The sequence below is a fragment of the Arthrobacter sp. UYCo732 genome (assembly GCF_040547265.1).
Classification (GTDB): domain Bacteria; phylum Actinomycetota; class Actinomycetes; order Actinomycetales; family Micrococcaceae; genus Arthrobacter.
Genome location: NZ_JBEPPJ010000001.1, coordinates 486293 through 513259 on the forward strand (window position 1 = coordinate 486293; position 26967 = coordinate 513259).

Sequence of the window (26967 nt, forward strand, 5' to 3'; positions counted from 1 at the left end):
CCTCTGACATTTCGGTCTCGTGCCAATTGGGACTGGGCTGCGGCCCGCTGCCAGGCGGGGCCGCAGCCGGCGTCGGTGATTTCTAGCGTGTGGATGTTGCGGACGCGTTCGACGGGCGTGGCCACGGACCCGTGATGGCGAGAGTGAAGCCGGGTGACTGGATGTTGGCGAAGAGCCACTTCCCGTCCTTGCTGAATGCCGGGCCACAGAACTCGGAATCGTTGTACTCGTTCCGGGCCAGCGGGTAGGACATGCCCTGGTCGGTGACGCCCACCAGGTGCGAGATGCCGTTCCCGTCCTCGGCCAGGATCAGTCCGCCCTGAGGTGCCACGGTGATGTTGTCGGGGCCGTCGAATGCGCCCTCCTTGTCCGGGTTGGGCTTGACGCCGAAAATGGTGGTCAGCGTGACGGTCTCCGGGGCAGGGTCGTAGTGCCAGACCTGGCCGTCGTGTTCGTTGACTGACCCGTCGGCGGTGAGGGCGAAGCTCGAGACGAAGTACGCGCCGCCGTCGCCCCACCACTGGCCCTCAAGCTTGCGCGAGCGGGTGATTTCATCGTTTGTGAACTGCTTCCGCACGGAGGTGGTGCGCGCGTCGCGGTCCGGGACATCCACCCATTCCACCTTGAAGCGTGTTCCCACCTTGGTCGCGGCGGAAAGGTCCTTGACGTGGGTGGAACCGAGGAAGCACTTCATGGCCTGCAGCCTGCCCGCGACGTCGCCGCCGGCGGACTGGGCGAGGGCCAGCAACTTGCCGTTGCCGGCGGCGAAGCCTGCCGGCGGGGTCCAGCGCAGGTAGAGGCCGTTCGGGTTGCCGGCGTCCTCGGTGAGGTAGATCTGGGTGGTGACGGGGTCGACGGCGACAGCTTCGTGGGAGTACCGGCCCAAGAATTTCAGCGCGATGGCCGAGAATCCGATGTTGGCCTCGCGGCTGGCGGGGTCCACCTCCAAGACGTAACCGTGGTCCTTGGTGTTGGTGCCGGCGCGGGCTTCGGTTTCCTCGCAGGTGATCCAGGTGCCCCCCGGTGAGATGCCGCCGGCGCAGTTGTTGTTGGTGCCGGCGACGGAGGTGTACTGCCCCATGCGCATACCATTGGCGTCGACAATGAGGGTGGACGTGCCGCCCTGGGCGCCGGGATCGTAGGTGAGGCCCTCGACCTCAACCGGGAATGGGGATTGGACATGGAAATGCTCCGCATGAGGTTCGGGGTTTCGGAACCTCACGAGTCTGCCCCGCACTGATGAACAGCGGGCCACATGTAAATGACGGGAGGTTGGTTCGGTTCCGGGTGCCGGCATCGGCAGCGTAGTGTCCTCGAGCGGCTGCTTCTCTGGGACTACCTATTAGGTCTAGAATGGTGGCGGCAGCCGCGGAGCGATGGCACGGGGTTGCGCTTGGGTCTGCAGCACTGACCCCCTTCTTGTCTGCCCTTGGTGGCTCGTTCCCGTCGGCCGTGCGGTCCTCCCCGGTTGGCGGTGGCCCAATCCGCAGGTGTCGGAAGCAGCCTTGATGCCCGGACGGGCATCAGTAGAGGGGGAGATCGTGTCCTTGCCCGCCGGGCCATACCAGAGCCCAGAACCGTATACAGCCGCCGTTCACAACGCCGGACATGCACTGGGCTGCATCGCTATGGGGTGCTCCGTGCAGTCCCATGTCACGAGCCAGGTGTGCCGGGGGAACCCGTTTGGTATGACGCATGAGCCTGACCGTTTCAGTTGGGCGGTGATCTGCTGGACCGGCCCGGCAGCCGAAGCGGTGCTGGCCACCCATTCCGGTACCCCAGTCCAGGATGCGGCGGAGTGGATCTGGGCCCTCTACCAGGCTGGCTGTTCGGCCAGCTTGGCATCCGGTGAGCACCCCGAGCCGGCGTCCACTGACCCGGCCGTGATAGCAGTGGCCCTGTCCGTTGCCGATGCGAACTGGACCAGCATTGACCGGATCGCTTCCGCGCTCACCGGAACGGCTCTGCCCGGGCACCGGATGCCACCGCTCAGCCCACGGCTGGCCGGGCACCTGATCGGAAGCAGGACCGGCGCGGATATCGCCGCTGCCTTCGGCATCTGGGAGGCAGCCATCGCCGAGGTCAAGGAATACCGCCGCCAGGCTGCCGGGATGCGTGGGCCCTAAAGCCACGCGGTCCACAAACGCGCACACCAAGACCCACCGCCGTTCCTAGCCACCGTTCAGGTCGAAGTCCAGATCCAGATCCTCGGGGGAGAGAAGCTTCCGCCAGGTGGAGGCCACCCGGGCGGTGGGCAGTTCTGATGCGATGGGCATCCGGTCTGCGGCCACGAGTTGGTCAAGGTCCAGTCCGGTCAGAGCCGCAATGTCCCGGATGGGCACCTGGAAGGTCCGGAACGGACCCAGCGGGGGAGCCTCATCAACGGCGCCCGGTCGGGGCACGTCAGGCAAATCGGCCAGCTGGGGTGCCTGGTCCACGATGTAGCCGGTGGCGGCAAGCTCACCGTCCTGGAGGAATATTGCGACTTTGAAGAACAGCAGCGGAATGTCCACGCCCCGGTACACCGGATCGGTATCCCCGAAGATGGGCCCGGTAAACACAATCAGTCGGCGGCCGTAGTCTGCGGCATGCTTCAGCAGGTACGACTCCATGCCCAGCCACAGGTCCATGCCCCTGGTTGAACTTCGCTGCCTGCGGTGCCGCGTTCGTGTAGTGGAAAGTGTCCTTGTTCGCCTGCGCTGCCTCATCGCGCGTAGCACCCCAGACAGCTGAGGCACGCCGCACCAGGTGTCCGCGGTCGATGTCGTTCCGGGCGTAAACCGGCTCACCGGGTCTGCTGGTCTTAAGTAAGCCTGGGGTCCAGCTGCCACTGGATGCCGGACCGTCCAGGTCCATGAGCTTCTCCCCGTCGATCCCCAGGGCCGTGACAGCCGCCAAGCGTTTATCCAACCGCATCAAAACGGAGAAATGAGTGTAGGGCAACAGGACCGTCTCGACTCCTGCCAGGGTTGGCACAGGGACCGGACGTCCTAGGAAATTGACGTCGAACCCAGCACGGCCCGACAAATCACGTGCAGCAGCAAAACCTCGGTACCAGCGACAGATCATCCATGGCCGGACACTAGCAGCTGAAGATGACGCCGGAATGAATTTTCAGAGACCTTTAGCTGCGTGGCCAGTCCGCGGTGATGCGCTGCACGGGGAGCCACGCTCCCAGGACACGACGGGTGGCGGCCGTCGCGGTGACCATTCATGGCCGGGACACCTCCGCGTCATTGACGCCGCCGCGGCCGCGAGCATTGGCATGACAGGAGTCAATGCCGCCCGGGCTGAAGCAGCCCCGCAATCGGGGGTCCTCTTCCGGGAGTCTTCGACGACGTCGTCCGCCGCACTGGCTTCACACACGACGCGCCGACGGGATGGACCGGCACTGCAAGCGGGTACCGGACGGGTGTGGGACGCTGGGCGGGCTGGACTTTCATCGGCGTCCGCGACTGCACCTGGGCCGCCCGCACCGTCAGCCGCAACTAACAGGGACAGGGGACGCTAGGCTCAACTTGTGATGAGTTCGCGAAACGGCAACGAACGCTACGTCGTCCGCCCTTGGTGGAGGGAAAGATCACTGCCTTGGGCGGCCTTGGTCTTTGTCTCCATCGTCGTGACGGCCACTGCCCTGGAACGGATGGCGTTCTTCGTCTATGTGCCCAGCCCGGAGTTCATCGAGCGGTTGCGCGTGGGCCGGCTGTTCATGCTCGCCGGGTCTGCCGCCTCGCTGGCAGCAGCTGTCTGGTCGCAGGTCCGGGGCAACCGGCTGTGGGTGACCATCTGTGTGGCCGCGCCGGCCGCGCTGGTGGGCTTGGCGACCATGATCATGACGACCCCGTCTCTGACTCCACAGATCGCCGGGCTTGTCGCCCTGCCGGCAGCCCTGGCAGGACTCATCGGAGGGCTCTTTCCCTACTCCCGGGAGTGAGCCGCTTGGCACGCCGCCGTCCGACCGCCGCCGTCCGAGTCAGGAGATCCTGACTGCCGTCCATCATCAGAGTCCGCCCGTCACCTCTGACAATCTAGCCACGTGCCCACATTGCCTGTGCACGGCCGGCGGCTTCTCTCGACCAGGTCCGGTTGAAAGCTCGGCCTCGAGTTCGCTGGTGCTCGGCAGGGTGGAAGCGAATTCCGCGGGCAATGATTTGACCACCTCAGATTCCCATTTGGCCACACCAATGGGTTTGGAGAATCCCGGCAAGGAGTATTCGGCCACAACGTTGTTCTTGGTCTTGCACAGCAGAAGTCCGATGGTGGGTTTGTCGTCGGGGTGGGCCAAACCTCAGTGGTACAGGCCAGTTCCTTAACGAACATATGACTGTCACCGAAGGCGATCTCCCGACGACGAAGCCGATGCTCTTCGAACGGGCATTGGCTGATCGATGACCGGTTCCTGGCCGAGCGCGACGAGCTGAGCAACGCGATCCGCGAGCAGAAGGACTGAAGCGTCCTCGGGTCCGCGGGTTTCAACCTGACTCGGCCGAGTCAGCGTCAGGCGGCTCACCCCCCCGGATCCCTCACATGTCGATGACCTTGGCCAGTAGTAGGGGACGGGCGGTAAAGTCTCCACCGAAGCGGAGCGTTGTGTACTCGGCCGGTGAGGCTTGGCCGTCTCTTCATAGTGCCGGCCGTGGAACCCGCCCAGCAGGATGAGGAGGGGGTCGTTGACTCTGTGGAAGGCGGCACACCATACCTGCGTGACAACGCCACCCCAGCGTCCTTGTTGCTATTTGGCCAGGAAGCGGACGAGGGTTTCGTCCCATTCATCCGGGTGGTTGACGTTGCATCCGTGCGGAGCGCCGGTAATGACGTGCAGTTCGCTGCCGGGCAGAGCCGCGTTGGTGCGCTGGCCGGAGCCTTCGAAGCGCACAGTGGCGTCGCCGTCTCCGTGGAGGACGAGTGCCAGGACGGTCACTTTGGTCAGGTCCGTCCGGAAGTCCGTGCCACCGAAATCTGCCAGGCAGGCAAGTGCTGCCTTCTTGTGCCCCTTCTTTACACAATGCTATAGCGTCCTGGCGTTGCTGTTCGCTGACTTTGAGTTCGCCGTTGACGGAGAAGAACGTCCGGGTAAAGCCGTCATAGAACTCATCTCCGTCCTTCGTCAGATTAACGGTCATCTTCGCGGCTGCGTCCGGGGTCATTGGACCGTCGGGGTTGTCCTCGGTCTGCATCCGTCAGGGTGCCGTAGTTGTACACTTTCATTGGCTTGTCGCTGCGGCCGAACCCGCACCGGTCATAGGTGATGACGCGGTAACCGGCGTCCTGAAGTGCAGGGACCTGGGCCTGGAACGCTTCCCGGACAGGGGCCAGCCGTGGACCAGGACCACTGGCCGGCCGGGCCCTCCGGTGTCATCGACGTGCAGGTTGGTGTCCTTGAACAATCCGTGATGTGCGGTAATCTCCGTCATGACTGACCCTCCGTTGACTGTTCCCTGTGCCCTGTCGAGCCAGCCTATGTGGTTCGTGAGCCTGCAGTCCTTTGGATGGGGCAGACCCTGTTTTGGTGGGCAGTACCGGTGACCGCCACCGTCCCGGGAACGTGCCGAACGGGGCTGACCAAAGTCTCTGGCGGGCGGCAGTGACGCGGGCGGGGGCTATTTCACGGTGAGGGTTCCGTGCATGTTTCCGTGGAAGGTGCAGTGGTAGGGGTAGGTGCCGGGTTGGGCAGGTGCGGTGAAGGTGCCGGTGCCGGCCTTGATGATGGTGTCGAAGGCGGCACCGGTGTCCGCGGTGATGGTGTGGGCTTCAAGGTCCTCGTTGGTGACGGTGATTGCCGCTCCGGGGCTGACGGTGTCCGTGCCTTGGTATTTGAAGTCCTTGATCAGAATTTCAGCGGCGGCGCTCTTGGTGGCGGGGCCGGCGGACGGTGTGGCAGGCCGGGCCGTCGACGGGGCGGATGTTGGCTGGTTCCTGATGGCCGGTGATGCTGCGGCGTCGGGCCCTGACGCTCCGGGGTTCCCGCAACCGGCGAGAGCAAGCAACGTTGATGCCGCCCCGAGAGCCCATGCAGTTTTGATGGACGTATTAATGAGGAACCTCTCGATGCGTTCTGGCGGATGGGTAGAAGAGATGCTGCTCAAGGGCGCCGTTTTGGTGGATGCACGGGCTGTTAGTGGTGTTCGACCCAGCACGCGAGGATGGTCGTGGACAGCTGGTAGGCCAGCGCGTTGCGGGTTATGGCGTCCGGCCCGATGGCGGCCGGGAGGTCCGTGGCGTCCACCCGCAGGACGGAGCTGTCCTTTTGGAACACCGCGGTTCCGTCCTTGGTTTCGTAGGCTGGGAAGCCCAGGTTGGCAAGGCCTTCGATGGGTTTGGCGTCTTTGGCCAGTGCCTGCATGGCGTCAAAGTACTTCATCGCTGTGCCCTGGTCCGGTGCCTCCTGAACCGAAATTTTCAGCGCCCCCTCGGTGAGGTGGTAAGTGCAGGTGAAGGTGCTGTCCGCCCAGCTGTTGACGGTGTGCGGGACCTGCCCCAGTTTCAGGATGGAGGTGAGCCTGTCCATCGGCTGGTTCCCGCAGACCATCTTCGAGGCTTCGCTGGGCCCGTCCGCGCTCACCCGCGGGGAGGAGGACCCGCCGCCGTGGTGGGCACCGCCGTGATTGCTGCTCTGAGAGGCTCCCGACGGAGACGGGGACGTAGAGGAGGCGTCCGACGTCGGCCCGGTCACCGCTGCCGGGGATCCCGCCGCCGCGGCGCAGCCGGAGAGCAGCAGTGACGCCAGTGCCAGGGACGCCAGCAAGGGGATGCGGTTTTTCATGACTGTTCCGTCCTGGCCGCTTCCATTGAGGGTTGGGCGGCCGCTTGTCGGCTGCGAAGGGTTGACCGTCAGATTTTGAGTTTGGCGTAGATGACGTAGTTGTCGTTGAAGAGCCCGGTGGCGGGGTCGTAGCCGTCGCAGGTGATGAGTCGTAGTTCGGAGCCGGTGGTGTTTCCGTAGACCTCGAGGGTTGGGAAGCTGTCCTTGCCGTAGAGGGCACCACGGTCCACGGTGAAGGTCGCGGTGCTGCCGTCGCCGCGGGCAACGTTGATGTCGGCGCCGGGGGTGAGTTTGCGGAGGTCTGCGAAGACGCCTTTATGGCCGCCGAGTGCGTTGACGTGCCCGAGCATGACCGAGGGTCCGCGTTCCCCCGGGGTAGGGGAGTCGTTGTACCAGCCGGCGGGGGCGCCGTTGCCGGTGTCCTGGGGGACCTCGAGCGAGCCGTTCTCAAGCAGGCCAAGGTGCAGCAGCTCAGTGCGGACGCTGATGGAGGGGATGGTCAGGGTGACCGGAGCGGATGCGGGCAGGACCGGGGGAAGCTGTTCGGTGGCAGCCGCTGGAGCTGCCGCCGGGGCCGCCGGGATTGCTGCGGGCAGGGGAGGCTGGGCGGTGGGGCCTGCTGCGGATGGCGCCGCAGGTGCGGTAACTGAGGCGGAAGGCCCGGCGGAGGCAGAAGGCGGGGAGCCGGCGTCGGGCGTTCCGGTGCCGCAGCCGGCCAGGGCCATGGCGAGCAGAAGCCCGGCGGCCGTGGAGGCCCCGAGACCTCCACGGCGGACGGGCTTCATGTTTAGCACAGTGGTAGTCCAGTCAGCTCAGGTTCAGGCTGCTGATCCGGTGTTGCGGCGGCGCACGGCGTAGGCTCCGCCGGCGAGTGCGACGAGGGCCAGGCCGCCACCGAGGGCGAGGGCGCCGGTGTCGGTGCCGGTTTCCTGGGGGATGCCGGTGTTAGCGCCGCCTGCAGGCATTTTCATCTGCCCGGCCTTCAAGGTTCCGCACAGGGCGGGGGACGTTGCGGCGAGCGGAAGGGTCGGTGCCAGGTCTGACTTGGCCGCCTGGCCCGCCGCGCTGAGCGTTGCGGGATCAAGTCCGTGGACGACCACTACAGCGGTGCCTGCTTCGAGGGCTGCTTTGGTCTCGGCGTTCAGTTCGAACGTGCGGTCAACAGTGTAGGCGGCGCCCTGCCCGCCGACCTTGAGGTCAAGGCCTGCTGCCGGGCTGGTGTCGCCGCTGGTCGAGAGGGTGGTGACGATGCCGCCGTATGACGGGGCACCTTCGGTGGTGGAGATGACCTTATCGCCGTCCTTGTCGGCCGAAGCGTCCGGGCAGGCGCCCTTGGCTCCGCCGTGGATGTGCTGGACGTGGGGGTAGGGGGCGTTCATGAAGGTCGCGGGCATACCCGAAACGTTCAGGACGACGTGGGCCTGGTTGCCTTTGACATCAACAGTGATGGTCCCCGACCCTGCACTGCCGTTAATCTGACCCAGCGTCGACTGATAGGACTGGTCTGCGGCCATCGCCGGGGAACCGGACAGGGCAAGTGCGCCCAAAGCGAGAGTAGGTACTGCCATAAAACGGAGTGTCTTATTCATGTGAATTATCTCCTCATACACGCGCGTGTGATGTTGGCGCCCCAAAGAAGGGACACAAGCACTTCGAAGCAGACCAAACCAAGGATGGGTAGGGATGTGTCCCCAACCACAAAAATATGAGCGTGATGCCGTACCTGCCCGGCCAAAGCATTGACGAGCCGATGATTCCGGTCCGCTTCACGCCCGTTCCCGGGCTGTCAGGCCGCGGAAGGGTGCTGGCCCCGGGGCTGTATCCACGGTCCGCGGCGGGTTTTACGCAGCAGCAGCCCGTAACCTGTCAGAGCCAGCCCACCGGCGATGGCTTCGGCGACGGCGGTGATGACCTTGGCGGCGTACCAGACGGGTTCGTACATTGCCGGCAGCGGCCCAATAGCGGGGACCTGGACGTAGCGGTAAAGGATGACAGCGGCCAGGGACGACAAGGCCACTGCCGCGGCAGCAGCGAAAGCGGTACGTGTCTTTTTCAGCAGGATAAACACTGCCGCCAAGATGGCGGCGCCCGCTTGGAGCAGAAACAGCGTGCCCTGGCCGATGCCCCCTGGTGCGGCCTGCTGGTAACCGGGAGCAAGCTGAACATGGATCAGGGCGCTGACCCCCAGGGATGCTGCCACGCAGATCCGGACCACCCGCAGGGGACCATGACCGGCTACGGGGACGTGTACGCGATTCACTTCACGACCAGCGTCCCGCTCATCTGCGGATGGAACCTGCAGATGATCCCGTATGTCCCGGCCTCACGCGGAGCTTCAAAAATGACTGTGCCGCCGGCAGGGACGTCGATGTCAAAGCCGCCTTTCTCCTTGGCCGTCAGTGTATGCGGGGCGCTGTCCGAGTTGGTCACCGTCACCATCGCCCCGGGCTTTACGGACGCCGGAACCTCATAGGCGAAGTCCTTGATCGTAATGATGGCCTGGCCAGCCGCTGCCGAACCACCCACAGATGGAGACGAAGCCGTGGTGGCCGTTGACGGGCCTGTGGACATCCCGCCCTGCGCGCCGCACCCGGTGACGCCGGCCAGAGACAGGACCGCCGCAACGGCCAAAACACGGTTGATCGTTTTCATGACAAACCCCTTCACGAAGGGATGCCCTCCACGCAGCCGGACGGCGCGCCCATCAGGAAACTACCCCTACACAGCATTCGTCACCCCCGCCTCCAGGGACTGCCCATCCGGGCACTGCCTCTTGTTTAAGGCCGCCCTTGTTTGCGTGCCTGCGCGAACCTACGAAAAATGCCAAGGGTTGCCTTATCGGCTCCGGATGTCCGGGGAGTCAGCACCCAAGGTCGTGAAGGAGTATCCCTTTTTAGCAGGGCAGTGACCGCGGCCAAAACACCTGCTGCCGTGCCGGATCCGGGGTGGTTTCCGTGCGCGGGGATAAGGCCCCGGGCGAGGAAATATCGGCCGCGACGTCGTCCAGGAACCCCGTGCCTGAACGGAAGAACCGCGGGCGTTGCCCGGCGATTGCCGTGAGCAGGGCGTCGTTGGACGTGATTTCCTCCTATACCTCCGCGCTGCTGCGCGTTCCGGGGATCCCGTTCGCGGTCTTGCCGGTCACGCTCAGAGATGTATGGCGGGTTCCGTGGTTGGCCAGTTCAAAGAGCGGATTGGCGGCAAGGTCCCGTGCCCGGGACGGGTTGATGCGGATCCATCGTGCCCCGGATCCGAGCATCCACATCCCGATGGCCACTTTCCTGAACATGGTTGCCCCGGCAGCTGCTCTGGGGGCCGCCGAGCATGCCCTGGAAGAGTTCCGGAACCTGATGTTGGTCCGCAAGGTCAAACAGACTGTGGAGCGTCGCCAGGCTGATTCGCCGCTCGCCCAGGCCAGGTTCACCCAGGCCTACGGCCAGGTTGCCACCGCACGGCTGCACTGGGAAGAAGCGGTCCGCGTGGCGGCCGCCTCCTTCGGGGGCCAGCCCGTCGCCTTCACTGATGAGGAGCGCGCGCAGTACCGGCTCTCCCTCGGCCTCAGCGGCCAGGCATCGGCGGAGCAGTCCGCCTCATCCTGACCGGCTCAGGCGGCAGCGTTCACCGCCTGGCGCACCCGCTCCAGCGGATCCAACGTGATGTCAACGTGCTGCTCAACCACGCCTCCCTGACCATGGACCCGATCCTGGAACAGTCCGGCCGCGGCCTGCTGGACCTTGGGTTTATCATTCCCGCCGAGCAGTTCTAGGGCGGACACAGGCAACGCACACAAAAGAACGGAACCCGGCACCTGCCGGGCTCCTTTTCTTTTCGTCGGCCTACTGGAAGTCGGCCAGCCAGGGATCCGGCCCGAAGACTTCATACTTTATGTACTTGGCGGGCACGCTTTTGGCGGTGAGGGCACTCCGTACAGAGTGCAGGAACGGCAGCTGGCCGCAGAGGTAGTGCCGGCCCTCCGCGATGCCCTGGACGCCACCACGGTGACGCATCACCGTCTACCCCGGCGTGGACCATGCCTCCCACAATGACACTGGGGAACGCTATAACGAGACCCAGGCGACGGCTGAGGGGAATGACACGCTGTCCTGGTTCGGGCAGCACGTCTGAGGACGCAACAGCGGCCGACGGCGGCTGGCGGCTGTGTGCCGACCGCCGCCGTCCAACGGCCTGGGGTCACGCTACGCGGACGAAGGAAGCGCCATGGAGCCAGCTGATGGAGTGGACCTCGGTCTTGAAGCCGTCCACGCCGCCACTGACAACCTGGCCGTTGCCGGCAAAGACGCCGACGTGTCCGGCGGTGATCACCAGATCACCAGGGGCTGGCGTCCCAACAACGCTTCCGTACTGGAAGAACTGGCCGGGTGCCAGGTCTCCCACACTCTTGCCGACGGAGCGCAGCGCCTTTTCCACCATGGCGGTGCAGTCCTGATGGACTCCCAGCTGAGAGTACGCGGACGCCAGGATTGCCGAGCCGGCCGAGCCGGATGGGGCCTGGACCGGAGCCGAGGTTGCCGCCGGCTTGATGCCGGTGTTGGCGGGAGCGGCCGGGGCGGCGGCGGTTTTGGCTGCCGGAGCCAGTGCTACTGCCTGCGCCACTGCCGGAGCTGCCTGCCCGGCGGCGGGGATCTGGATCTGGTCACCCGGGTAGATGACCGAAGTCAGGGACAGACCGTTCGCGGCCAGAACGTTGTTGAGGTCCACGCCGTAGGTAGCGGAAATCTGGCCCAGGGTGTCGCCGGAGACGACTGTGTGGGCGTTGGCCGGGGCCGGTGCAGGGGCTGGAGCCACGGCTGCTGCCGGTGCACTCGTTTGACTCTGAACGTTGGCCGTGCCGGAGCTGTCAGGTTCGTGGACGCTGGCCTGGGCCGGAGCGCTGAAGCCGAAAAACAGGCCGGAAGCAGCAGCGACCACAAGGGCCGGCCGTCCGATCGCCAGGGCACGGGACGCGGTGGTGGTGGCTGCACGATGGCGTGCGGCAGTGTACTTCTTGGACATGGTTGATTGCCTCTCCCATGCCTGCGGGGTGAGCTGTCGGGTTCGGGTCGGAGACACCCGGCCGGACGCCGCCGTGCAGGACGGGACGTATCGACTTAACCCCAAGGCTTCAGATGAAGCCGTGGAAACGTGGTTCCCCCGTCCCTGCCAGTTGAATTGCGCTGGGGTCCCGGGTCAGTGGCAGGGCTCGGCATACTGACGGGAATGTCCTGGCTTTGAACCGGGGCACTCAACGACCATAACGTCAGATTTTCCCCAATGTCACATTCCGGTAACGGAATGTACGGCCAAAAGACACCTTTATCTGCAGGCGGATCCATGCCGGAACGTCGACAACATCGCAGGTCAGCGCACATAAACCGTATATGCCCGGTTGGCTCACTAAACGGGCCCCGGATTGCCCAAAATTAGTTGGTTCACGGCCTGCGACTGACATTGGAACGAGCAGGACGTACCGACGGGAGGGGCAACGGGGATCTCTGCTGGATATCAATGCTTGGCCGGGAGTACGGGCAAGGGTGCGTTGCCCGGTAAGCTCACGAACTATGTCCCCGTTTGTTCAGAATATGCGGCTTCCCGGCCTCGCCGGAGGGAGTGGCTGTGGCCGTCCCCCTAACCTCCGCTGCACAATACGCTGTGGCCGAGGCCTCCCTGCAGGCGGCCAGTTCCCGGGTTGATGCACTGGCCGCCCCGTTGGCCCGGGCACAGGAGAAATCAGGCCGCCACGAGAAGGACGTCGGGCCCTCGCAGCCCAGTCGTACAAGACCGGCGGCACCAACATCGGTTTCTTTGTGGCCCTCGACGCACTACAGACCAACAACATCCACGGGCTAAACGTGGTGCAGATCGTCAGCGCCAAGACGGCGTCCCTGGTCCACAAATCGGCCGAGGCAGACAAGGCCGCCGAAGCGCTCGCCCAGCAGGAGCCTGCCGCCAAAGCCGAGCGCGAACGCCTCGCCGGCGAAGCTAGCACCAAGCTCTCCACGGCCCAGACGGCGCAGCAGGCAATGTCGCAGCAGGTCGCAGAGCAACAGGAGCACAGTACCGAACTCACCGCCCAGCCCGCCTCGCTCAGGGGAACAACAGGGGCAGTGGAAGGTGAATTCCGGCAAGGTCAGGCCCGGCTGGCCGCGAACGGCTGGGCCCAGGACCAATTCCAGTGCCTGGCGCAGCTCTGGACGAAGGAATCCAACTGGCTGACCACGGCCACCAACCCGTACTCAGGGCTTACGGCATCGCGCAGGCGCTGCCGGCCAGCAAGTACGCGAGCGCTGGCAGCGACTGGCTCGCCAGTTACCGAACCCAGGTTAAATGGGGAATGGCTTACATTGCAGACCGTTACGGGTCACTGTGCGCCGCCTGGAACCATTCCGTGATCAAGAACTGGTACTGAACCACGGTGGGTACCGGACCACAACGGTTACGTAACAACAACAGGTGTTCAACCTGACCGGGGGCCGGTGCCAGGCAGAGCCTCCCGCCGGTTTGGCAAATACCGCGGACCGGACGGGCGCTAGGCTTTTCCCATGGCTGATTTCGACCGGTTCCGGATCATGCTCGAGGACGAACGGGACCGAAAACTGGCATTGCTGCCGGCGCTCCGGGCGGATATCTCCTCAGCCAATGCCGCGCGCCAGGACTCCAACGCGGACGACGAACACGATCCTGAGGGCGCCACCATTGCCTTCGAGCTGTCCCAGGCCTCGGCGCTACTGGATCAGAGCAGCGCCGGACTGGCCCAGGTGGAAGCTGCCCTGCAGAGAATCTCCGACGGCACATATGGGGCGTGCGCTGTCTGTGGCCAGCAGATCGCCGAAGGCCGGCTGGAAGCCCGGCCGAGGACTCCGTACTGCATTGAACACGCCGCGGCCGGGCGCCAGGGGCTTTAGGTGACGCCAGTGAATCAAGCAGTCCAGGACGCCGCCGGGTTCATCGATACCACCGTGCAGAATGAAGGCACGTGGTACCGGGCCGAGGAAGTGGAGTCACGCGTTGGCAGGGCGTTGAGTTCGTACGGGGCATCCGTGGGAGCTGTGCGCGGCACCATCCGGGACGCCGGCAGGAAGTTCAAGGACCTTGGCCACGACGACGTGACCGCTTTGGCCTCGCAGCTGTGGGGCCGGCCGGGCCCTGGCCGGCGCCCGGTCTATGAGCGCCGGCTCGCCGCAGTGGTGCTGCTGCAGTCCCGGGTGGCGCTCCTGCGCCACTCCGACCTGACCCGGCTCGAGGGCTTTATCCGGTCCGCGCGCACTGCCGAGCTGGTGGACCCCCTGGTTGCCGACGTGGTGGTCGGCCTCCTGGCCGGGCTGGACGGTACCGAGCGCCAACGCGCCGGCGTGGTGATCGCACGCTGGCACCAGGACCCCGACGAGTGGATCCGCCACGCTGCGGCCATGACCGCAGAAATAACAGACCCGAGGAGACACACATGACGGACACCTACAACCTGGAACGCTTTGTTGCAGCCCAAGACGGCGGCGGGACCTACGGACAGGCACTGTCCGAGCTGCAGCTCGGCAACAAGCCGAGCCATTGGATGTGGTTCATCTTTCCGCAGCTGGCCGGCCTCGGCAGCAGCCCCACGTCCGTCAGGTACGCCATTACCTCCCTGGCAGAAGCGCAGGCTTTCCTGTCGCACCACCTCCATGACGCTGTTCCTGCGCGCTGCGCCCGGCGAGACAGTCTTCAAGACGGTACCGGCACGGTTCTTTGGCGGCGAACCGGATACCGCCACCGACGCTCTGCTCGCCGAGGGCAGGCACTGACCACTGTTTCCTTGTGGCGTTCAGTCGTACTCTGGGGCTGGAGGTGATTGCCATGGAGGCAACGCAAGGCGACAGGATCATCGTCCGGGGGAGGACGGTCGGAACTTCAGACCGGCACGGGGTGATTTTGGAAGTCCGGGGTCATGAAGGGCACCCGCCGTACCTGGTCCGCTTCGACGACGGACACGAAACGGTCATGTACCCCGGCGGCGATTTCGCCGTCGATCGCGGGACGGCAGGCCCCGGCGGCTGAAACGGAACGTCGGGCAGGACATGAGGATCGGCGCGCACCTGTCAGACTTGGGGCATGGATCATTCCCTGACTGCCACGTCCGCTGAGGCCGGTTCCCACGTTCCCCCTGCCATGGCTGGTCCGCGGGATCCAGGTGACGCATGGGTGGAAGGTGACCGCGGCAAGTTTTGGGGCAGGTTCGGTGCGGCCGGCGTGCTGGCGTACGACCCCGCCAAGGGTGTTCTCCTCCAGCACCGAGCACTCTGGAGCCACAACGGCGGCACCTGGGGACTCCCCGGCGGAGCCCTCCACCACGGTGAGGACACGGTCACGGGTGCCTTGCGCGAGGCGCACGAGGAAGCGGCGGTGCCCGCCGCCGGTGTGAGCGTGCTTTTCACCTCGGTGCTGGACGTCGGGTACTGGACGTACACCACCGTTGTGGTCCTGGTGACGGCGCCGTTCGATCCCGTCATCAGCGATCCGGAAAGCCTCGAACTTCAGTGGGTTGCGCTGGACGAGGTGGACCGGAAGGAACTGCACCCCGGCTTCGCAAAAGCCTGGCCGGATCTGTGGCCACGCCTGCCGGAGCTTTACGCCGGACCTGGTCAGTAGGCGCAGCCAGTAATCCTTGCCGAACTCCGCGCTGCCGAGGATGGGCAGGTGGTCCGATTAGCGGCTGCTGCGGTAGTAGATGGCCAGTCCCAGCCGGTTGCCCTTGGTGGTGTCCGCGAGCAGCAGCGGCCCGAGCGTTTCGGGCAGGTCGGCCGAGTCGACTTCCTGCAGGCACAGTGCGTCGATGCCAAAATTCCGTGCGGGCGCGAGGAGTTCGCCGCTTGCTTTGTGCTTCCGAAGGTTATAACTGATGACGCGCGTGCGTGGACACCTCGCCCGAGGGGCGCTAACAGGACCAATTTCAGAGTCTACCGAGATAGCGTTCCGCGGGCGCTAACATTTTGTTGCGTTCGTCACCCCGGCTCCGTGGCACCAGTTAGAGTTAATGATCATTCACCCATAACCCGGCGGAAGGGGCCAACGTTGACCAAGGAACTACCTGCACTTGCCCACGGTCCTTTCTACTATCAGTCGCTGGGGGGTGACCGCTTTCGCTCCACCATCCATGCCCAGGGCGCCTGGAACGAGCACGAACAGCACATGGCGCCTGCCGCAGGGCTGATGGCTGACAGCCTGGAGCGGCACGAACCCCGCGCCGATATGCGGATGGCCCGCCTGAGCTACGAGATCCTTGGCCTGATTCCAGGCGGTGAGTTCACCATCGAAACCTCCACCCTCCGCCCCGGCCGGAGCATTGAGTTGCTGCAGGCTGAGCTAGTTGCCAACGGCCGCGTGGCCATCCGTGCCACGGCGTGGCGGCTGATCACCGCTGATACAGCTGCGGTGGCTGCAGTCGAGGATGCCGCCATTCCGGCGCCAGAAGACTGCAAACCGTTCGACGGCGCGGCCATCTGGCCAGGCGGGTACATCCGTTCCCTGGAGATGCGCGTGGCCGAGGGGCATCGGCACGGAGCGGGCACGGTCTGGCTCCGCACAGAGCACCCCCTGACGGACAAAGCTGACAGCGGTGACTTCGCCCGCCTGATGGGCCTGGTGGACACGGCCAACGGGATCGCGGCCAGGGTCACCCCCGGTGAGGGCAGCTATGCGTTTCCGAACCTGGACCTGCAGATCCATATGTACCGCAGGCCTGGCGGCGAATGGCTGGGCCTGGACAACGCTGTCTCTTTCGGCAGTGACGGGATCGGCCTCACGTCCACCGTCCTGCATGATCTTCGGGGGCCGTTCGGCCGCGCAGAGCAGATCCTCACCCTCCGCAAGACCTGACGGCTGTGGCTGCCCGGCTTTGCGACTATTAGACGCCGGCGGCGCTTTTGCAGCTGTGCACCGCATTGTCCAGTGTGGGGAAGAAGTGGTCGGCATCGAACCGGGTGCCCACGCCGTACCGGATCAGGCGGTCCTTGATGGGTCCCTTCATCTCCGCGAAGACCAGGCTGATGCAGTCCCGCGCCACAACTCAGGAAGCCGGGGGCTCCTGCGCAGGGGTGGAGGTCTGGCCGTACTCGGCGGTTACCAGGATGGGCAGGTGGTCCGATGCTCCGCGGGGCAGCGTTTCCACGTTCTCGATATTGAGGCCCAAGGACGTGGCAAAGTCGAAGTGGCCCTTGAACACCTTGTACCGCGTGTAGGTCCGGCGGTTACTGAGCGACAACTCATAGCCGGAATTCTTCATGTGTTCGGTGAGATTCTTCGTGAAAAACGGATAGTTGAAGTCACCCACCATCAGGGTCATCAGGCCCGTCCCCATGCCCAGCAGTTCCTTGTGGGCCGCGTTGATCTGGTTTCGCCGCAGCGAGTTGGTGGCGGTCAGGGGCGCGGCATGGAATGACGCTATAACAAGTTCGTGATCGGTTTCGTTGTCCCGCACGCGGGTACCGATAAGACGCTCATGGGCGGGTGCCAGGACCATGTCGTGCAAAGACTTCTTGAGCGCAAATGTTTGGGTGCCGTGCGGGGTGAACCGGTCAGGCCGGTAGTAGATGGCCAGCCCCAGCCGGTTTCCCTTGGTCGAATCGGCCAGCTTCAGCTGACCCAGCGTGTCCGGCAGGTCAGTGGTGTCGCATTCCTGCAGGCACAGGACATCGGCGCCGAAGTCCTGTGCCAGGGCGACCAGCTCCCCGCTGGCCTTGTGCTTGCGTAGGTTGTAGCTAATGACTCGTATCAGTGGATTGCCTCTCCTGAGGGAGTGCCGGGTGGACGCAGTTCCTGAGTCTAGCCACCCGGCAGGGGACGGTACGTAATAGTCCGTAAGTGTCAGTTCTTTTGGCAGCGGCGGTTGGGTCAGGTGGAGCGGAATACCAGCCAGCCGGCAAGGGTGGACAGGCCGGTCAGGGCGGCGCCCCACAGAATGTCCACCACAATGAGCTGCAGTGGCCACGTCTTGAGCGTGGCGGCGTTGGTGAGGTCGTACGTCGCGTACGCAAAGGCGCCCAGGGCGGCCCCGTAGCCGACGGCGGTCAGCCAGCTGCCGCCATCAAGCGCCGGCCGCAGGGCGAAGAAGAGAATCCCTGCGATGTACATGACATAGAAAGCGACGGCGTAACCTAAGTGTGGCTTGTCAGCGAGCAGGTCACCGATGTGGCTGCGATAGAACGGGTTCATCGTTTTGAGCCAGATGGCGTCGATGACCGCGAATGCAGCGGCGACAACAAGGAATTGCAATATGACCATAAGGGAGCTTAGCAACATGCAGGACGCCGAGGCGGGACTCCAGACGCTCACCGTGGTGCGGCAGGATCATTCGCTGGGCGCCGCCCGGGACCTGGAATTCGGCCTCGAACTGCTGAGCCAGGTGAGGACCGGCAGGACCGGTCCCACCCTGAGGTTGTACCGGCCTGCGCCGACCGTTGCATTCGGCCAGCGGGACACCCGCCTGCCGGGTTTCGAGGCGGCGGCCCAGGCCTGCCGGGATCACGGCTTCGAACCCCTGGTGCGGAAGGCCGGCGGCCGCGCCGCCGCCTACCATGAGGGCACTTTGGTGGTTGACCACGTGATGCCTGACGCTGATGCGATCGCCGGCTCCAAAAGCCGGTTCAGTTTCTTTGGGGAGCTGCTGGCACAAGCCTTGCGGAACGTTGGCGTGCAAGCCGCAGTCGGGGAGATTCCAGGCGAGTACTGCCCGGGGGAGTTCAGCGTCCACGGTACACACGGGGCTGACCCGACGCACCGGATCAAGCTTGTTGGCACGGCGCAGCGCGTGGTGAGCGGCGGCTGGCTGTTCAGTTCAGTGATTGTGGTGGAAAACTCGGCCCCCATCCGCGGCGTCCTGACGGCGGGTTACGCAGCGCTTGGCCTAAACTGGGACCCCGCCACTGCCGGCGCCGCGGACGATCTTGTGCCGGGGCTGACTGTCCAGGCGGTAGATGATGCAGTAGTTGCCGCGTACGCGGGCCACGCTACCCTCCGGCACGCCGGCTTCAGCAGCGTGTACGGCAGGGAAGCGTAGCCCGCTCCGGCTGGACAGCCCTAGTGGCCGCGGGCGATCCACTCATCCAGGTGCGGGGCTTCGGCTCTGATGGTGGTGGTGTCGCCGTGCCCGGTCCGGACCACCGTGCCGGCAGGGAGCGGGAGGAGCCAGGTCCTGATCGATTCGATGATGGTGGGGAAGTCGCTGTAGGACCTGCCCGTTGCTCCGGGGCCGCCCTGGAAGAGGGTGTCGCCGCTGAAGACTGTGCCCTCGCCATCGGGCCCGTCAGCCAGGTGGAAGGACACCGAACCCGGCGAGTGCCCCGGAGTGTGCAGGGCCGTCAGGCTGGCGCCTGCCACCTCGATCACATCACCGTGGCTGATGCGGACGTCAGGTTCCACGTCCGGGTAGACACTCTTCCAGAGCATCCAGTCGGCCTCGTGGAGATGGATGGGGGCCTGGACAAGATCCCAGAAATCGCCCACGGAACGGATGTGGTCGTCGTGGCCGTGCGTCAGCAGGATCGCCTTGAGTTTCCGGCCGGCCACTGCCGCGGCAACAGCCTTGGCGTCGTGTGCAGGATCGATAACCACACATTCGGTGTCGTTGCCCACGAGCCAGACATTGTTGTCCACGTCCCAGGTGCCGCCGTCGAGCGAGAACGTCCCTGAGGTGACCAGGCGCTCGATCCGGAGAGTACCGCCGGATTCCGGCGCCGCAGCGGGCACGGGAGCCGCGGTCACAGCTCCACCACCGATCGCAGCACGGAGCCGGAGTGCATCTTGTCGAAGGCTTCCTCCACCTGGTCGATGGTGATCCGCTCGGTCACAAAGGCATCGAGATCCAGTTTGCCCTGCCGGTAGAGGCTGACCAGCATGGGGAAGTCCCGGGACGGCAGGCAGTCGCCGTACCAGGAGGACTTCAGCGATCCGCCGCGGCCGAAGACATCCAGGAGGGGCAGCTCAAGGGTCATGTCCGGCGTCGGGACGCCCACCAGAACGACGGTGCCGGCGAGGTCGCGCGCGTAGAACGCCTGCTTGTACGTTTCGGGACGGCCGACGGCGTCGATCACCACGTCAGCGCCGAAGCCGCCGGTGAGTTCCCGGATTTTCTCCACCGGGTCCGAGGCCGAGGAGTCCACGGTGTGTGTGGCGCCCAGTCCCAGAGCGCGCTCCAGCTTTTTGGCATCGATGTCGACGGCGATGATGGTGGTGGCACCAGCGAGCGCGGCTCCGGCGATGGCGGCAACGCCCACACCGCCGCAGCCGATGACAGCCACGGAATCGCCGCGCTTGACGCCACCGGTGTTGATGGCGGCCCCGAGACCGGCCATCACGCCGCAGCCGAGGAGGCCGATGGCGGCAGCATCGGCGTCGGGATCCACCTTGGTGCACTGGCCGGCGGCCACAAGTGTCTTCTCGATGAACGCGCCGATGCCCAGGGCGGCGGAGAGTTCGGTGCCGTCCTCGAGGGTCATTTTCTGGGTGGCGTTGTGGGTGTTGAAGCAGTACTGGGCTTCGCCGCGCTTGCAGGCCCGGCAGTTGCCGCAGACGGCGCGCCAGTTGAGGACCACGCGGTCGCCGGGGGCAACGTCCGTGACGTCGGGGCCCACCGCACTGACCACGCCTGTGGCCTCGTGGCCCAGGAGGAACGGGAAGTCATCGCTGATGCCGCCCAGTTTGTAGTGCAGGTCGGTGTGGCAGACACCGCTGGTGAGGATGTCCACCAGGGCCTCGCCCGGACCCGGTTCCGGGACCAGGATGGTCTCCAGAGTGACCGGGGCGCCCTTGGAGCGGGCTACGACACCTTTGACTTTATGGACCACGGAAGGCTCCCTCAATGCAGATAGACAAGAACGGGACCAACACGGACGTTGGTCCCGTTCTGTCTACCACATACGCCGCCGTGTTCAGGCTGCGAGGCGGCTCTTTACTTCGGCGGCGGAAGGGTTGGTGGCGGCGGTGCCGTCCGGGAAGAGCACGGTGGGGACGGTGCGGTTGCCGCCGTTGAGCTGCTCCACGAGTTCGGCCGTGCCGTCCACCTCTTCGATGTTGATTTCCGTGTAGCCGATGCCCTGCGCGTCCAGCTGCTTCTTCAGCCGGTTGCAGTAGCCGCACCAGGTGGTGGAAAACATGGTGATGGTGCCGTTCTCGGGGGTGAAGTCCACAGAGCGCTCCTGAAGTTGTTGAAGGGGGTTTCATTCTCCTCAACCGTAACCCGGTTGGGACTATTCCCCGGGTCGGCGGCGGCGGATGACAGTGCATACCGGTGATGGCATGCTGGTGCCATGTGTGGACGCTATGTGATGGCCCGGGCCGTGGGTGACCTGCTGGCTGATTTTGACGCCCAGCTGGAGGAGGAAGTGGACCTTCCGCCGTCATGGAATGTGGCGCCCACGGACCCCGTTCCCATTGTCCTGGAACGGCTGATCGAGGATGGCACGGTCCGGCAGTTGCATGTTGCCCGATGGGGCCTGGTCCCTTCCTGGGCCAGGGATCCGGGCATCGGCCCGAAGATGATCAACGCCCGGAGCGAGACCGTGCTGGAGAAGCCGGCGTTCCGCAAGGCCGTCAAGTCCCGGCGGTGCGCTGTGCCGGCTGACGGGTATTACGAATGGAAGCAGGGGACCGGGAAGGCCAAGCAGCCCTACTACGTCCATGCGGGCGAAGGCAGCGGGTTGGTGTTCGCCGGCCTGTATGAGTGGTGGAAGGACCCGGCCAAGGCCGACGGCGATCCCGCCCGCTGGATGCTCTCCACCTCCATCCTCACTGCCGACACCCCGCCGCCGGGTGCTGAGTCCACGGTGTTCGGCAAACTCACCGCCCTGCACGACCGGGTGCCGCTGCCCATGGACCGCGCAACCATGGCGTCGTGGCTTGACCCGCAGATCGATGACGCCGCCTTCCTCGTGGACCTCGTCCGCGCCCATGTCAAGGAGGTCGCCGCCGACTGGCACGTGGATTCTGTGGGCACCGGGGTGGGGAACGTGCGTAACAATTCCCCGGAACTCATCCGGCCTGTGGAGGCGCTGTTCTAGGGGCGTGGTTCAAAGGGGTGACGATGCCCTAGACGGTGACTTTGCCGTCGTCGTCCACTTCCCAGGTTGGGTTGTAGGCAATCTCCCAGCGGAAGCCGTCCGGATCGGCGAAATAACCGCTGTACCCACCCCACGGTTGGGTGACGGGCTCGGCAACGATTTCCGCGCCCGCGGCCCGGGCTTCGGCCATGACCCGGTCCACTTCATCGGTGCTGGCCAGGTTGTGGCTGAGGGTGATGCGCGGGACCGGACCAGGGGCGCCAACCCCTGCTTCGGCGTGCATCTGCCCTGCGTCCCACAGGGAAAGGACCAAGCCGTGGTTGACCTGGATGAACACTGCGTCGCCTGGCATTTCGAGGTGCACAGGCCAGCCAAGGCCTTCCACATAGAAATGGCGGGAGGCATCAACACTTCGGACACCTAATGAGATGAAGTCGACTCTGGGCTGCATGCTTCGATACTGTCAGAGGATGGCAACAATTCAAGGAAACGATAGGGATGCTTTGGCCGACAAGGAACAGCTCGCTGCGGTTCGGATTGCGGTCGACGAAGTTGACGACCAGATTGTCTCGCTCATTGCCCGGCGTGAACGCCTGATCCGGATCGCCGGAGCCCTGAAGGGGGACGACGCTGAAGTCCGCGCCCCCGGTCGCGTGGAACGCGTGATTGAGCACGTCCGGGGAGCTGCGGAAAAGAAGGACATTGATCCGGACATCGTGGAATCCACGTACCGGGCCATGATCTCGGGGTTCATCGAACTCGAGATGAAGGTCCACAAAGAAAACAGCTGACGCTACAGCGCTTCCTCAACGGCGACGCCGGACTGGAATTCCCGGCCGTCAGCCTCGCTGAAGGCTGACATGACGTGTCCCTTGCCCAGGCCGTGAACGGCGGCGATGGGAAAGTTCCCCGTGATGGTGTTGCCGGAATGCGTCACGCCGCCAAGATCATAATTCTCTTCGGCGCTCTGATCGTGGCTGAATGAGTAGAAGGCGATTGCCTCCCCGTTCATGAACTCAATGCCCAGCCGTCTTTGGGATGAGAAATCAGGGCTGGCCGCCACGAGCCCCACCACGTACGCACCTGCCCCGGGGATGTTGCCGTCGATATCGAAGGTTGCCACGAGGGTTTCTTCCTGGGCCTTGATGCTTACGTGCTTGAGGAGTGCGTCATGGGTGCTCATGGCACAATCCTGCTACCTGCTGACGCGTCCGTCCACCCCTGTCTAGGTTTTGTCGGGGCGCCGTCGTAGACTGGAATTGTTCGAACATGTATTCGAATATCCTGTTGTTCGGCAGCATTTTGCAGCAGCATTTTGCGCCAGTTCAGTCAGTCCGGGAGGCGTCCATGGGTATGTTCAGCGAGTCCGTGGACGTCGTCTGCACCCCGGCCGGCCAGCCGCTGAAACTCCAGTGGGCCGGGCGGGACTACTCGGTGTGCGCTGAACCTGTGCGGTGGTACGAACGCCGGGAATGGTGGGCCGAGGAACGCCGTGCGCCGCTGGGCAGCGGACCGGGACTGGTGGACCATGAGATCTGGCGGGTCCAGGTCCGTGCTGAACCACATAATGGCGCAGGGGAGCCCCTGACCCTTGACCTCAGCAGGCATCTGGGCAGCGGCCGCTGGAGGCTGCTTCGCATCCATGACGCACTCCACCCCCTCCACCCCAAAACAGCATGAGCTTCACACACCTCCACGTTTCCACCGCCTTCAGCGCGCACTATGGAGTCTCCTGGCCTGACGAACTGGCCCAGGTTGCCGCCGCAGACGGGGCAACAGCGCTCGCCTGCACGGACCGGGACGGGCTCTACGGCACCATCAAACACCTCAAAGCCTGCATGGCTGCCGGCATCGACCCCATCGTAGGGGTGGACCTTGCGGTCTTCGACGACGACGGCGATCACCGCACCCAGCTCGCTGGCCGGGTGGTGGTGCTTGCGCGGGGTCACAACAACGGGGCGGGCTACCGCGCCCTGTGCAGGCTGGTATCGGACGCCCATGCCCGCACCTCGGGCAAAGCCCGGGGAGCGGTGCCTGTGGCAGTCACCCGCGCCGAACTCGCCTCACGGACGCTTGACCCCACAACGCTGAAGCCGGTCCTGACAGTCCTGATCGGCCCGGCTTCCGACGTCGGCCGGGCCATGGGCGGCCGTCGCTACCTCCGCCCCCGTACCCTTTTCAAGGGCTGGCTCGAAGCCATGCCCGCAGGGACCCTGGTGGCTGAAGTCGTTTCCCAGCTGACCGCCCCCGGTGCGCCTGTGAGCACCGCCCATGCAGTGCGCATGCTCAAACTCGCCGAAGAACACCGCGTCCCGGCCGTGCTCACTAATGCTGTCCGCTACTGTGCCGAAGACGGTGCCGCCACGGCTGATGTCCTCGACTCGGCGCGCACGCTGAAGTCCCTGCCTGAACTCGCTACCGAACCGCTCCTTCAGCCCAACGGGCAGGCCTGGCTCAAAACATCAGGACAAATGCTGCAGCTCGGCAAGGACATCATCCGCGCCGCGGGGTACGGCACGGCTGACCTTAAGCAGCTGATGGCGCAGACTGAGGCGCTCGCCGACTACTGCCGGATGGATCCGGTGGCTGACATGGGATGGAAGCAGCCTGTGGTCCCGGAGGCGTCAGTCATCGGTATCAGCCAGGACCCACACGTTGAACTGGCGCAGCGCTGTGAGGCCGGGATCGGCAGGCGGTTTCCGGGAATAGCAGGCCCAGCCCACAAGCAAATGCGCTCGCGGCTGGAGCACGAGCTGGGAATCATCCGGAACCTTGGATTCTCCTCCTACTTCCTCACGGTGGCGGAGGTTTCCCGCATGATCATGGACATGGGGGTACGGGCAGCCGCCCGTGGTTCCGGGGCGTCCAGCCTGGTCAACTACCTGATTGATGTCAGCCAAGTGGATCCGCTTCAGCATGACCTGATCTTCGAACGCTTCCTGTCCCAGGACCGGGCAACGCTGCCGGACATCGACATCGACGTTGAAAGCGCCGAGCGGCACAACGTGTACCGGCGGATCTTTGACCGGTTTGGTGCCGAGAGGGTCACGCTGATGAGCATGCAGAACGGTTACCGGGCCCGCGGCGCGGTCCGGGATGCAGGTATGGCGCTGGGTATGGATGATGACGATGTCGGTGAGATCGCCAAGCAGCTGTGGCGTTTCTCGGCCCGAAATTTCCGGGAAGCTTTGGTTGAGAAACCTGAACTGCGGGAGTTTGCGGGGCGGGTGGAGCAGCGGGGCCTCACCGAAAACCAGCAGCTGGACCTGCTGGTGGACCTCACGGAGCGGCTGGACCGGCTGCCCCGGCATATTTCCATGCACCCGTGCGGGGTGATCCTGGGCGATGCCACACTGCTTGACCGGACCCCGGTCCAGCCCAGCGGGCTGGGGTTGCCTATGAGCCAGTTCGATAAACATGACATGGATCCCATGGGCATGCTCAAGCTGGATGTCCTGGGGGTAAGGATGCAAAGCGCCATGGCGTTTGCTGTCCGGGAAGTCATCCGGATCCATCCTTCCAAAGCTGAAGTGGTGGCGGCCGGCGCCCACCCGGCCGGTTCTGACGGCACCGGCCCGGACTACATTGCCGAGAACGGCCACATCAACCTCAATGCCGTGCCACTGGATGATGAACCGACCTTCGAACTGATCCGCAGCACCCACACCCTGGGCTGCTTCCAGATCGAGTCACCCGGCCAGCGTGAGCTGATCGGCAAGATGGCCCCGCGTGAGTTCAACGACCTCATCATCGACATTTCGCTGTTCCGGCCAGGGCCCATGAAATCTGACATGGTGCGGCCCTTCCTGGAGCACAGGCACGGCTTCGCGCCTGAGGTCTATCCGCACCCTGACCTGAAACCAGTGCTCCAGGAAACCCATGGTGTCACTGTCTTCCATGAACAGATCCTGAAAACCTTCGACGTGATGACCGGCTGCGGCCTGGCGCGGGCCGATGAGTTCCGGCGCGCCCTTGGCAGTGAGGTCCCCGAACTGAAGGTGGAAGAGTTCTTCCGCAGGGAGGCCCGGATCAAGGGGTATTCCCCGGAAGTGGTGGACAAGGTCTGGGGAACCCTGAAAGCCTTTGGCAGCTTTGGTTTCTGCAAGGCGCACGGTGCTGCCTTTGCCGTTCCCACCTATCAGTCGGCCTGGCTCAAGGCGCACCATCCCGAGGCGTTCCTGGCCGGGCTGTGGGAGCACGATCCCGGTATGTACCCCAAGCGGCTGCTGGTGGCCGAGGCCCGCCGGCTGGGCATTCCCATCCTGCCGCTGGATATCAACCACAGCCACGCCGAGTACCGGGTGGAACGGGTCACGGACGGACCTGACGCAGGGAAGCTGGGGATCAGGCTGAGCCTCAACGGGATTTATGGCCTCTCCGGCGCCGAGCTCAAACGGATAGCCGCCGGCCAGCCCTACGACTCCCTTGCCGACCTCAGGGCACGGTCCAGGCTCACCAAGCCAAGCATCAAGAGGCTTGCGCAATTGGGTGCTTTTGATTCCCTGCACCGTCAGTCAGGCGGGAGTGCCAACCGGGCAGACCTTGTCCAGCATCTGCAGAGGATGCAGTCCGCGGGAAGTGCGCGGAAGGGCATCGAAGTCATTGAGGGCCAGCTCTCCCTGCCGCTGGGGGATGTGGAGCTCCGCAACGTCAAACCCGGGCTTCCCGCGCCAACCCTGGTTGAAAACGTCCGGGCTGAACTTGACCTGATGGCCATTGACGTCAGCGGGCACCTGATGGACAGCTACCGGCCCATGCTGGACAGGCTGGGTGTGGTCACTGCCGATAAACTGCTGGGCCTGCGAAACGGTACAGAGGTTATGGTGGCAGGGGTGCGCATCGCCACCCAGACCCCGCCCATGCGTGGCGGGCGCCGGGTGGTGTTTATCAGCATCGATGACGGCACCGGCTGCATCGACTCCGTGTTCTTCCATGAAGCACAGGAACAGGCGGGGCTGCTCCTGTTCGGCACCAGGCTGCTGCTCATCCGCGGCACCACACGGCGGACTGGTCCACGCGGGATCAGCCTGAGCGCCAGCATGGCCTGGGACCTTAGCCAAGCGGATACCCTGCCGTTCCCGACTGATCGGGTGGCGGGTACCGATGTGCCGCATCCCCTCGACGGAATCAGCCGAAGCCTCGCCATCACCGGAATGGGCGGCTGATGGGCGGCCGGGC

General features: G+C 64.8%; 40 protein-coding genes, 2 pseudogenes and 1 riboswitch. Of the genes and pseudogenes, 16 read left to right on the top strand and 26 right to left on the bottom strand.

The window, feature by feature from the left end; translation table 11 throughout:
* Positions 1 to 82: 82 nt before the first annotated feature.
* Complete coding sequence (locus ABIB45_RS02290; protein WP_354214280.1) at positions 83 to 1222, bottom strand: alkaline phosphatase PhoX; 1140 nt, start codon at positions 1220 to 1222, stop codon at positions 83 to 85.
* 466 nt (positions 1223 to 1688) lie between these two features.
* On the opposite strand from ABIB45_RS02290, the gene ABIB45_RS02295 reads away from it, so the two are divergent.
* On the top strand, positions 1689 to 2126 hold the full coding sequence (locus ABIB45_RS02295) for a hypothetical protein (protein WP_354214281.1): 438 nt from the start codon (positions 1689 to 1691) through the stop codon (positions 2124 to 2126).
* 45 nt (positions 2127 to 2171) lie between these two features.
* On the opposite strand, the gene ABIB45_RS02300 is transcribed toward ABIB45_RS02295, so the two are convergent.
* On the bottom strand, positions 2172 to 2630 hold the full coding sequence (locus ABIB45_RS02300; protein WP_354214282.1) for a DNA/RNA non-specific endonuclease: 459 nt from the start codon (positions 2628 to 2630) through the stop codon (positions 2172 to 2174).
* Between the two features lie 61 nt (positions 2631 to 2691).
* Positions 2692 to 3069 (bottom strand): annotated as a pseudogene (locus ABIB45_RS02305) (DNA/RNA non-specific endonuclease); the annotation flags it as partial.
* A 454-nt stretch (positions 3070 to 3523) separates the two neighbouring features.
* Here ABIB45_RS02305 and ABIB45_RS02310 point away from each other — a divergent pair.
* Entirely contained in the window at positions 3524 to 3934 is a 411-nt protein-coding gene (locus ABIB45_RS02310) for a hypothetical protein (RefSeq protein WP_354214283.1), read from the top strand.
* Positions 3935 to 4000: 66 nt separating this feature from the next.
* Here ABIB45_RS02310 and ABIB45_RS02315 read toward each other — a convergent pair whose 3' ends face one another.
* The 11 genes from ABIB45_RS02315 to ABIB45_RS02365 all read right to left on the bottom strand — a co-directional run bounded on the left by ABIB45_RS02315 (position 4001) and on the right by ABIB45_RS02365 (position 10040).
* On the bottom strand, positions 4001 to 4285 hold the full coding sequence (locus ABIB45_RS02315) for a PDDEXK nuclease domain-containing protein (RefSeq protein WP_354214284.1): 285 nt from the start codon (positions 4283 to 4285) through the stop codon (positions 4001 to 4003).
* Between the two features lie 447 nt (positions 4286 to 4732).
* Positions 4733 to 4921 carry an alpha/beta fold hydrolase gene (locus ABIB45_RS02320; RefSeq protein ID WP_354214285.1) on the bottom strand — a complete coding sequence of 63 codons (189 nt, stop codon included), beginning with the start codon at positions 4919 to 4921 and terminating at the stop codon, positions 4733 to 4735.
* 191 nt (positions 4922 to 5112) lie between these two features.
* Entirely contained in the window at positions 5113 to 5250 is a 138-nt protein-coding gene (locus tag ABIB45_RS02325) for a hypothetical protein (RefSeq protein ID WP_354214427.1), read from the bottom strand.
* Positions 5205 to 5414 (bottom strand): alpha/beta fold hydrolase, encoded by a 210-nt coding sequence (locus tag ABIB45_RS02330; protein WP_354214286.1) that lies wholly within the window; start codon positions 5412 to 5414, stop codon positions 5205 to 5207. Before ABIB45_RS02330 ends, ABIB45_RS02325 begins: the two co-directional genes overlap by 46 nt.
* A 186-nt stretch (positions 5415 to 5600) precedes the next feature.
* Positions 5601 to 6086: a cupredoxin domain-containing protein gene (locus tag ABIB45_RS02335; RefSeq protein WP_354214287.1), complete on the bottom strand. Its 486-nt coding sequence runs from the start codon at positions 6084 to 6086 to the stop codon at positions 5601 to 5603.
* Positions 6087 to 6115: 29 nt separating this feature from the next.
* Positions 6116 to 6763, bottom strand: a complete 648-nt coding sequence (locus tag ABIB45_RS02340; RefSeq protein ID WP_354214288.1) for a hypothetical protein — start codon at positions 6761 to 6763, stop codon at positions 6116 to 6118.
* A 68-nt stretch (positions 6764 to 6831) separates the two neighbouring features.
* Entirely contained in the window at positions 6832 to 7548 is a 717-nt protein-coding gene (locus tag ABIB45_RS02345; protein ID WP_354214289.1) for a sortase domain-containing protein, read from the bottom strand.
* Positions 7549 to 7581: 33 nt separating this feature from the next.
* Positions 7582 to 8352, bottom strand: a complete 771-nt coding sequence (locus ABIB45_RS02350; protein ID WP_354214290.1) for a hypothetical protein — start codon at positions 8350 to 8352, stop codon at positions 7582 to 7584.
* A 197-nt stretch (positions 8353 to 8549) separates the two neighbouring features.
* Entirely contained in the window at positions 8550 to 9023 is a 474-nt protein-coding gene (locus ABIB45_RS02355; protein WP_354214291.1) for a hypothetical protein, read from the bottom strand.
* The gene (locus ABIB45_RS02360) at positions 9020 to 9415 is read right to left on the bottom strand and encodes a cupredoxin domain-containing protein (RefSeq protein ID WP_354214292.1); all 396 of its coding nucleotides are present in this window, start codon (positions 9413 to 9415) and stop codon (positions 9020 to 9022) included. Before ABIB45_RS02360 ends, ABIB45_RS02355 begins: the two co-directional genes overlap by 4 nt.
* 436 nt (positions 9416 to 9851) lie before the next feature.
* On the bottom strand, positions 9852 to 10040 hold the full coding sequence (locus tag ABIB45_RS02365; protein WP_354214293.1) for a polysaccharide deacetylase family protein: 189 nt from the start codon (positions 10038 to 10040) through the stop codon (positions 9852 to 9854).
* Here ABIB45_RS02365 and ABIB45_RS02370 point away from each other — a divergent pair.
* Positions 10033 to 10362, top strand: a complete 330-nt coding sequence (locus ABIB45_RS02370) for a hypothetical protein (protein ID WP_354214294.1) — start codon at positions 10033 to 10035, stop codon at positions 10360 to 10362. The two genes, ABIB45_RS02365 and ABIB45_RS02370, sit on opposite strands and share 8 nt — an antisense overlap.
* A 237-nt stretch (positions 10363 to 10599) precedes the next feature.
* Here the strand turns inward: ABIB45_RS02370 and ABIB45_RS02375 are convergent, their stop codons facing one another.
* A complete protein-coding gene (locus tag ABIB45_RS02375) occupies positions 10600 to 10770 on the bottom strand; it encodes a hypothetical protein (RefSeq protein WP_354214295.1) in 171 nt (56 codons plus the stop codon).
* Positions 10771 to 10786: 16 nt separating this feature from the next.
* Between ABIB45_RS02375 and ABIB45_RS02380 the strand changes: the two genes are divergently transcribed.
* Positions 10787 to 10888 carry a hypothetical protein gene (locus tag ABIB45_RS02380; protein WP_354214296.1) on the top strand — a complete coding sequence of 34 codons (102 nt, stop codon included), beginning with the start codon at positions 10787 to 10789 and terminating at the stop codon, positions 10886 to 10888.
* A 66-nt stretch (positions 10889 to 10954) separates the two neighbouring features.
* On the opposite strand, the gene ABIB45_RS02385 is transcribed toward ABIB45_RS02380, so the two are convergent.
* Positions 10955 to 11776: a C40 family peptidase gene (locus ABIB45_RS02385; RefSeq protein WP_354214297.1), complete on the bottom strand. Its 822-nt coding sequence runs from the start codon at positions 11774 to 11776 to the stop codon at positions 10955 to 10957.
* A 3-nt stretch (positions 11777 to 11779) separates the two neighbouring features.
* Positions 11780 to 11949: riboswitch (cyclic di-AMP (ydaO/yuaA leader) on the bottom strand.
* Between the two features lie 657 nt (positions 11950 to 12606).
* Positions 12607 to 12930, bottom strand: coding sequence for a hypothetical protein (locus tag ABIB45_RS22540; protein WP_502914514.1), 324 nt, complete (start codon positions 12928 to 12930; stop codon positions 12607 to 12609).
* A gap of 5 nt (positions 12931 to 12935) precedes the next feature.
* Between ABIB45_RS22540 and ABIB45_RS22545 the strand changes: the two genes are divergently transcribed.
* From ABIB45_RS22545 to ABIB45_RS02415, 6 genes are all read left to right on the top strand, one after another.
* The gene (locus ABIB45_RS22545) at positions 12936 to 13169 is read left to right on the top strand and encodes an aggregation-promoting factor C-terminal-like domain-containing protein (protein WP_502914515.1); all 234 of its coding nucleotides are present in this window, start codon (positions 12936 to 12938) and stop codon (positions 13167 to 13169) included.
* 133 nt (positions 13170 to 13302) lie between these two features.
* Entirely contained in the window at positions 13303 to 13665 is a 363-nt protein-coding gene (locus tag ABIB45_RS02395) for a TraR/DksA family transcriptional regulator (RefSeq protein WP_354214299.1), read from the top strand.
* A complete protein-coding gene (locus ABIB45_RS02400) occupies positions 13666 to 14208 on the top strand; it encodes a DNA alkylation repair protein (RefSeq protein WP_354214300.1) in 543 nt (180 codons plus the stop codon). It begins immediately after the preceding gene.
* Positions 14205 to 14588 carry a DUF1810 family protein gene (locus ABIB45_RS02405; RefSeq protein WP_502909094.1) on the top strand — a complete coding sequence of 128 codons (384 nt, stop codon included), beginning with the start codon at positions 14205 to 14207 and terminating at the stop codon, positions 14586 to 14588. The genes ABIB45_RS02400 and ABIB45_RS02405 overlap by 4 nt, the downstream gene beginning before the upstream one ends.
* A gap of 5 nt (positions 14589 to 14593) precedes the next feature.
* Positions 14594 to 14794, top strand: coding sequence for a DUF1918 domain-containing protein (locus ABIB45_RS02410; protein ID WP_354214301.1), 201 nt, complete (start codon positions 14594 to 14596; stop codon positions 14792 to 14794).
* Positions 14795 to 14848: 54 nt separating this feature from the next.
* The gene (locus ABIB45_RS02415) at positions 14849 to 15385 is read left to right on the top strand and encodes an NUDIX domain-containing protein (RefSeq protein ID WP_354214302.1); all 537 of its coding nucleotides are present in this window, start codon (positions 14849 to 14851) and stop codon (positions 15383 to 15385) included.
* 60 nt (positions 15386 to 15445) lie between these two features.
* Here ABIB45_RS02415 and ABIB45_RS02420 read toward each other — a convergent pair.
* Positions 15446 to 15685, bottom strand: a pseudogene (locus tag ABIB45_RS02420) (hypothetical protein); the annotation flags it as partial.
* A 123-nt stretch (positions 15686 to 15808) separates the two neighbouring features.
* Here ABIB45_RS02420 and ABIB45_RS02425 point away from each other — a divergent pair.
* On the top strand, positions 15809 to 16612 hold the full coding sequence (locus tag ABIB45_RS02425; protein ID WP_354214303.1) for a thioesterase family protein: 804 nt from the start codon (positions 15809 to 15811) through the stop codon (positions 16610 to 16612).
* A gap of 28 nt (positions 16613 to 16640) precedes the next feature.
* Here the strand turns inward: ABIB45_RS02425 and ABIB45_RS02430 are convergent, their stop codons facing one another.
* The 3 genes from ABIB45_RS02430 to ABIB45_RS02440 all read right to left on the bottom strand — a co-directional run bounded on the left by ABIB45_RS02430 (position 16641) and on the right by ABIB45_RS02440 (position 18016).
* Positions 16641 to 16799, bottom strand: coding sequence for an STAS domain-containing protein (locus ABIB45_RS02430; protein ID WP_354214304.1), 159 nt, complete (start codon positions 16797 to 16799; stop codon positions 16641 to 16643).
* A 3-nt stretch (positions 16800 to 16802) separates the two neighbouring features.
* Positions 16803 to 17507, bottom strand: coding sequence for an endonuclease/exonuclease/phosphatase family protein (locus ABIB45_RS02435; protein WP_354214428.1), 705 nt, complete (start codon positions 17505 to 17507; stop codon positions 16803 to 16805).
* 119 nt (positions 17508 to 17626) lie between these two features.
* Positions 17627 to 18016: a DUF2177 family protein gene (locus tag ABIB45_RS02440; RefSeq protein ID WP_354214305.1), complete on the bottom strand. Its 390-nt coding sequence runs from the start codon at positions 18014 to 18016 to the stop codon at positions 17627 to 17629.
* Between the two features lie 16 nt (positions 18017 to 18032).
* On the opposite strand from ABIB45_RS02440, the gene ABIB45_RS02445 reads away from it, so the two are divergent.
* Positions 18033 to 18791, top strand: coding sequence for a lipoate--protein ligase family protein (locus ABIB45_RS02445; protein ID WP_354214429.1), 759 nt, complete (start codon positions 18033 to 18035; stop codon positions 18789 to 18791).
* Positions 18792 to 18811: 20 nt separating this feature from the next.
* On the opposite strand, the gene ABIB45_RS02450 is transcribed toward ABIB45_RS02445, so the two are convergent.
* From ABIB45_RS02450 to ABIB45_RS02460, 3 genes are all read right to left on the bottom strand, one after another.
* A complete protein-coding gene (locus tag ABIB45_RS02450; protein WP_354214306.1) occupies positions 18812 to 19495 on the bottom strand; it encodes an MBL fold metallo-hydrolase in 684 nt (227 codons plus the stop codon).
* Positions 19492 to 20577: an S-(hydroxymethyl)mycothiol dehydrogenase gene (locus ABIB45_RS02455; protein WP_354214307.1), complete on the bottom strand. Its 1086-nt coding sequence runs from the start codon at positions 20575 to 20577 to the stop codon at positions 19492 to 19494. The genes ABIB45_RS02450 and ABIB45_RS02455 overlap by 4 nt, the downstream gene beginning before the upstream one ends.
* A gap of 84 nt (positions 20578 to 20661) precedes the next feature.
* A complete protein-coding gene (locus ABIB45_RS02460; protein WP_310163639.1) occupies positions 20662 to 20919 on the bottom strand; it encodes a mycoredoxin in 258 nt (85 codons plus the stop codon).
* A 120-nt stretch (positions 20920 to 21039) separates the two neighbouring features.
* Here ABIB45_RS02460 and ABIB45_RS02465 point away from each other — a divergent pair, with 120 nt between their 5' ends.
* Positions 21040 to 21789, top strand: coding sequence for an SOS response-associated peptidase (locus tag ABIB45_RS02465; protein WP_354214308.1), 750 nt, complete (start codon positions 21040 to 21042; stop codon positions 21787 to 21789).
* A gap of 28 nt (positions 21790 to 21817) precedes the next feature.
* On the opposite strand, the gene ABIB45_RS02470 is transcribed toward ABIB45_RS02465, so the two are convergent.
* Positions 21818 to 22240, bottom strand: coding sequence for a VOC family protein (locus ABIB45_RS02470; protein ID WP_354214309.1), 423 nt, complete (start codon positions 22238 to 22240; stop codon positions 21818 to 21820).
* Positions 22241 to 22259: 19 nt separating this feature from the next.
* Here ABIB45_RS02470 and ABIB45_RS02475 point away from each other — a divergent pair, with 19 nt between their 5' ends.
* Entirely contained in the window at positions 22260 to 22580 is a 321-nt protein-coding gene (locus tag ABIB45_RS02475) for a chorismate mutase (protein ID WP_354214310.1), read from the top strand.
* Between the two features lie 2 nt (positions 22581 to 22582).
* Here the strand turns inward: ABIB45_RS02475 and ABIB45_RS02480 are convergent, their stop codons facing one another.
* The gene (locus ABIB45_RS02480) at positions 22583 to 22972 is read right to left on the bottom strand and encodes a hypothetical protein (RefSeq protein WP_354214311.1); all 390 of its coding nucleotides are present in this window, start codon (positions 22970 to 22972) and stop codon (positions 22583 to 22585) included.
* Between the two features lie 164 nt (positions 22973 to 23136).
* Here ABIB45_RS02480 and ABIB45_RS02485 point away from each other — a divergent pair, with 164 nt between their 5' ends.
* Positions 23137 to 23469 carry a DUF6504 family protein gene (locus ABIB45_RS02485; protein ID WP_354214312.1) on the top strand — a complete coding sequence of 111 codons (333 nt, stop codon included), beginning with the start codon at positions 23137 to 23139 and terminating at the stop codon, positions 23467 to 23469.
* On the top strand, positions 23466 to 26954 hold the full coding sequence (locus ABIB45_RS02490) for a DNA polymerase III subunit alpha (RefSeq protein ID WP_354214313.1): 3489 nt from the start codon (positions 23466 to 23468) through the stop codon (positions 26952 to 26954). Before ABIB45_RS02485 ends, ABIB45_RS02490 begins: the two co-directional genes overlap by 4 nt.
* The last annotated feature ends 13 nt before the right edge of the window (positions 26955 to 26967 follow it).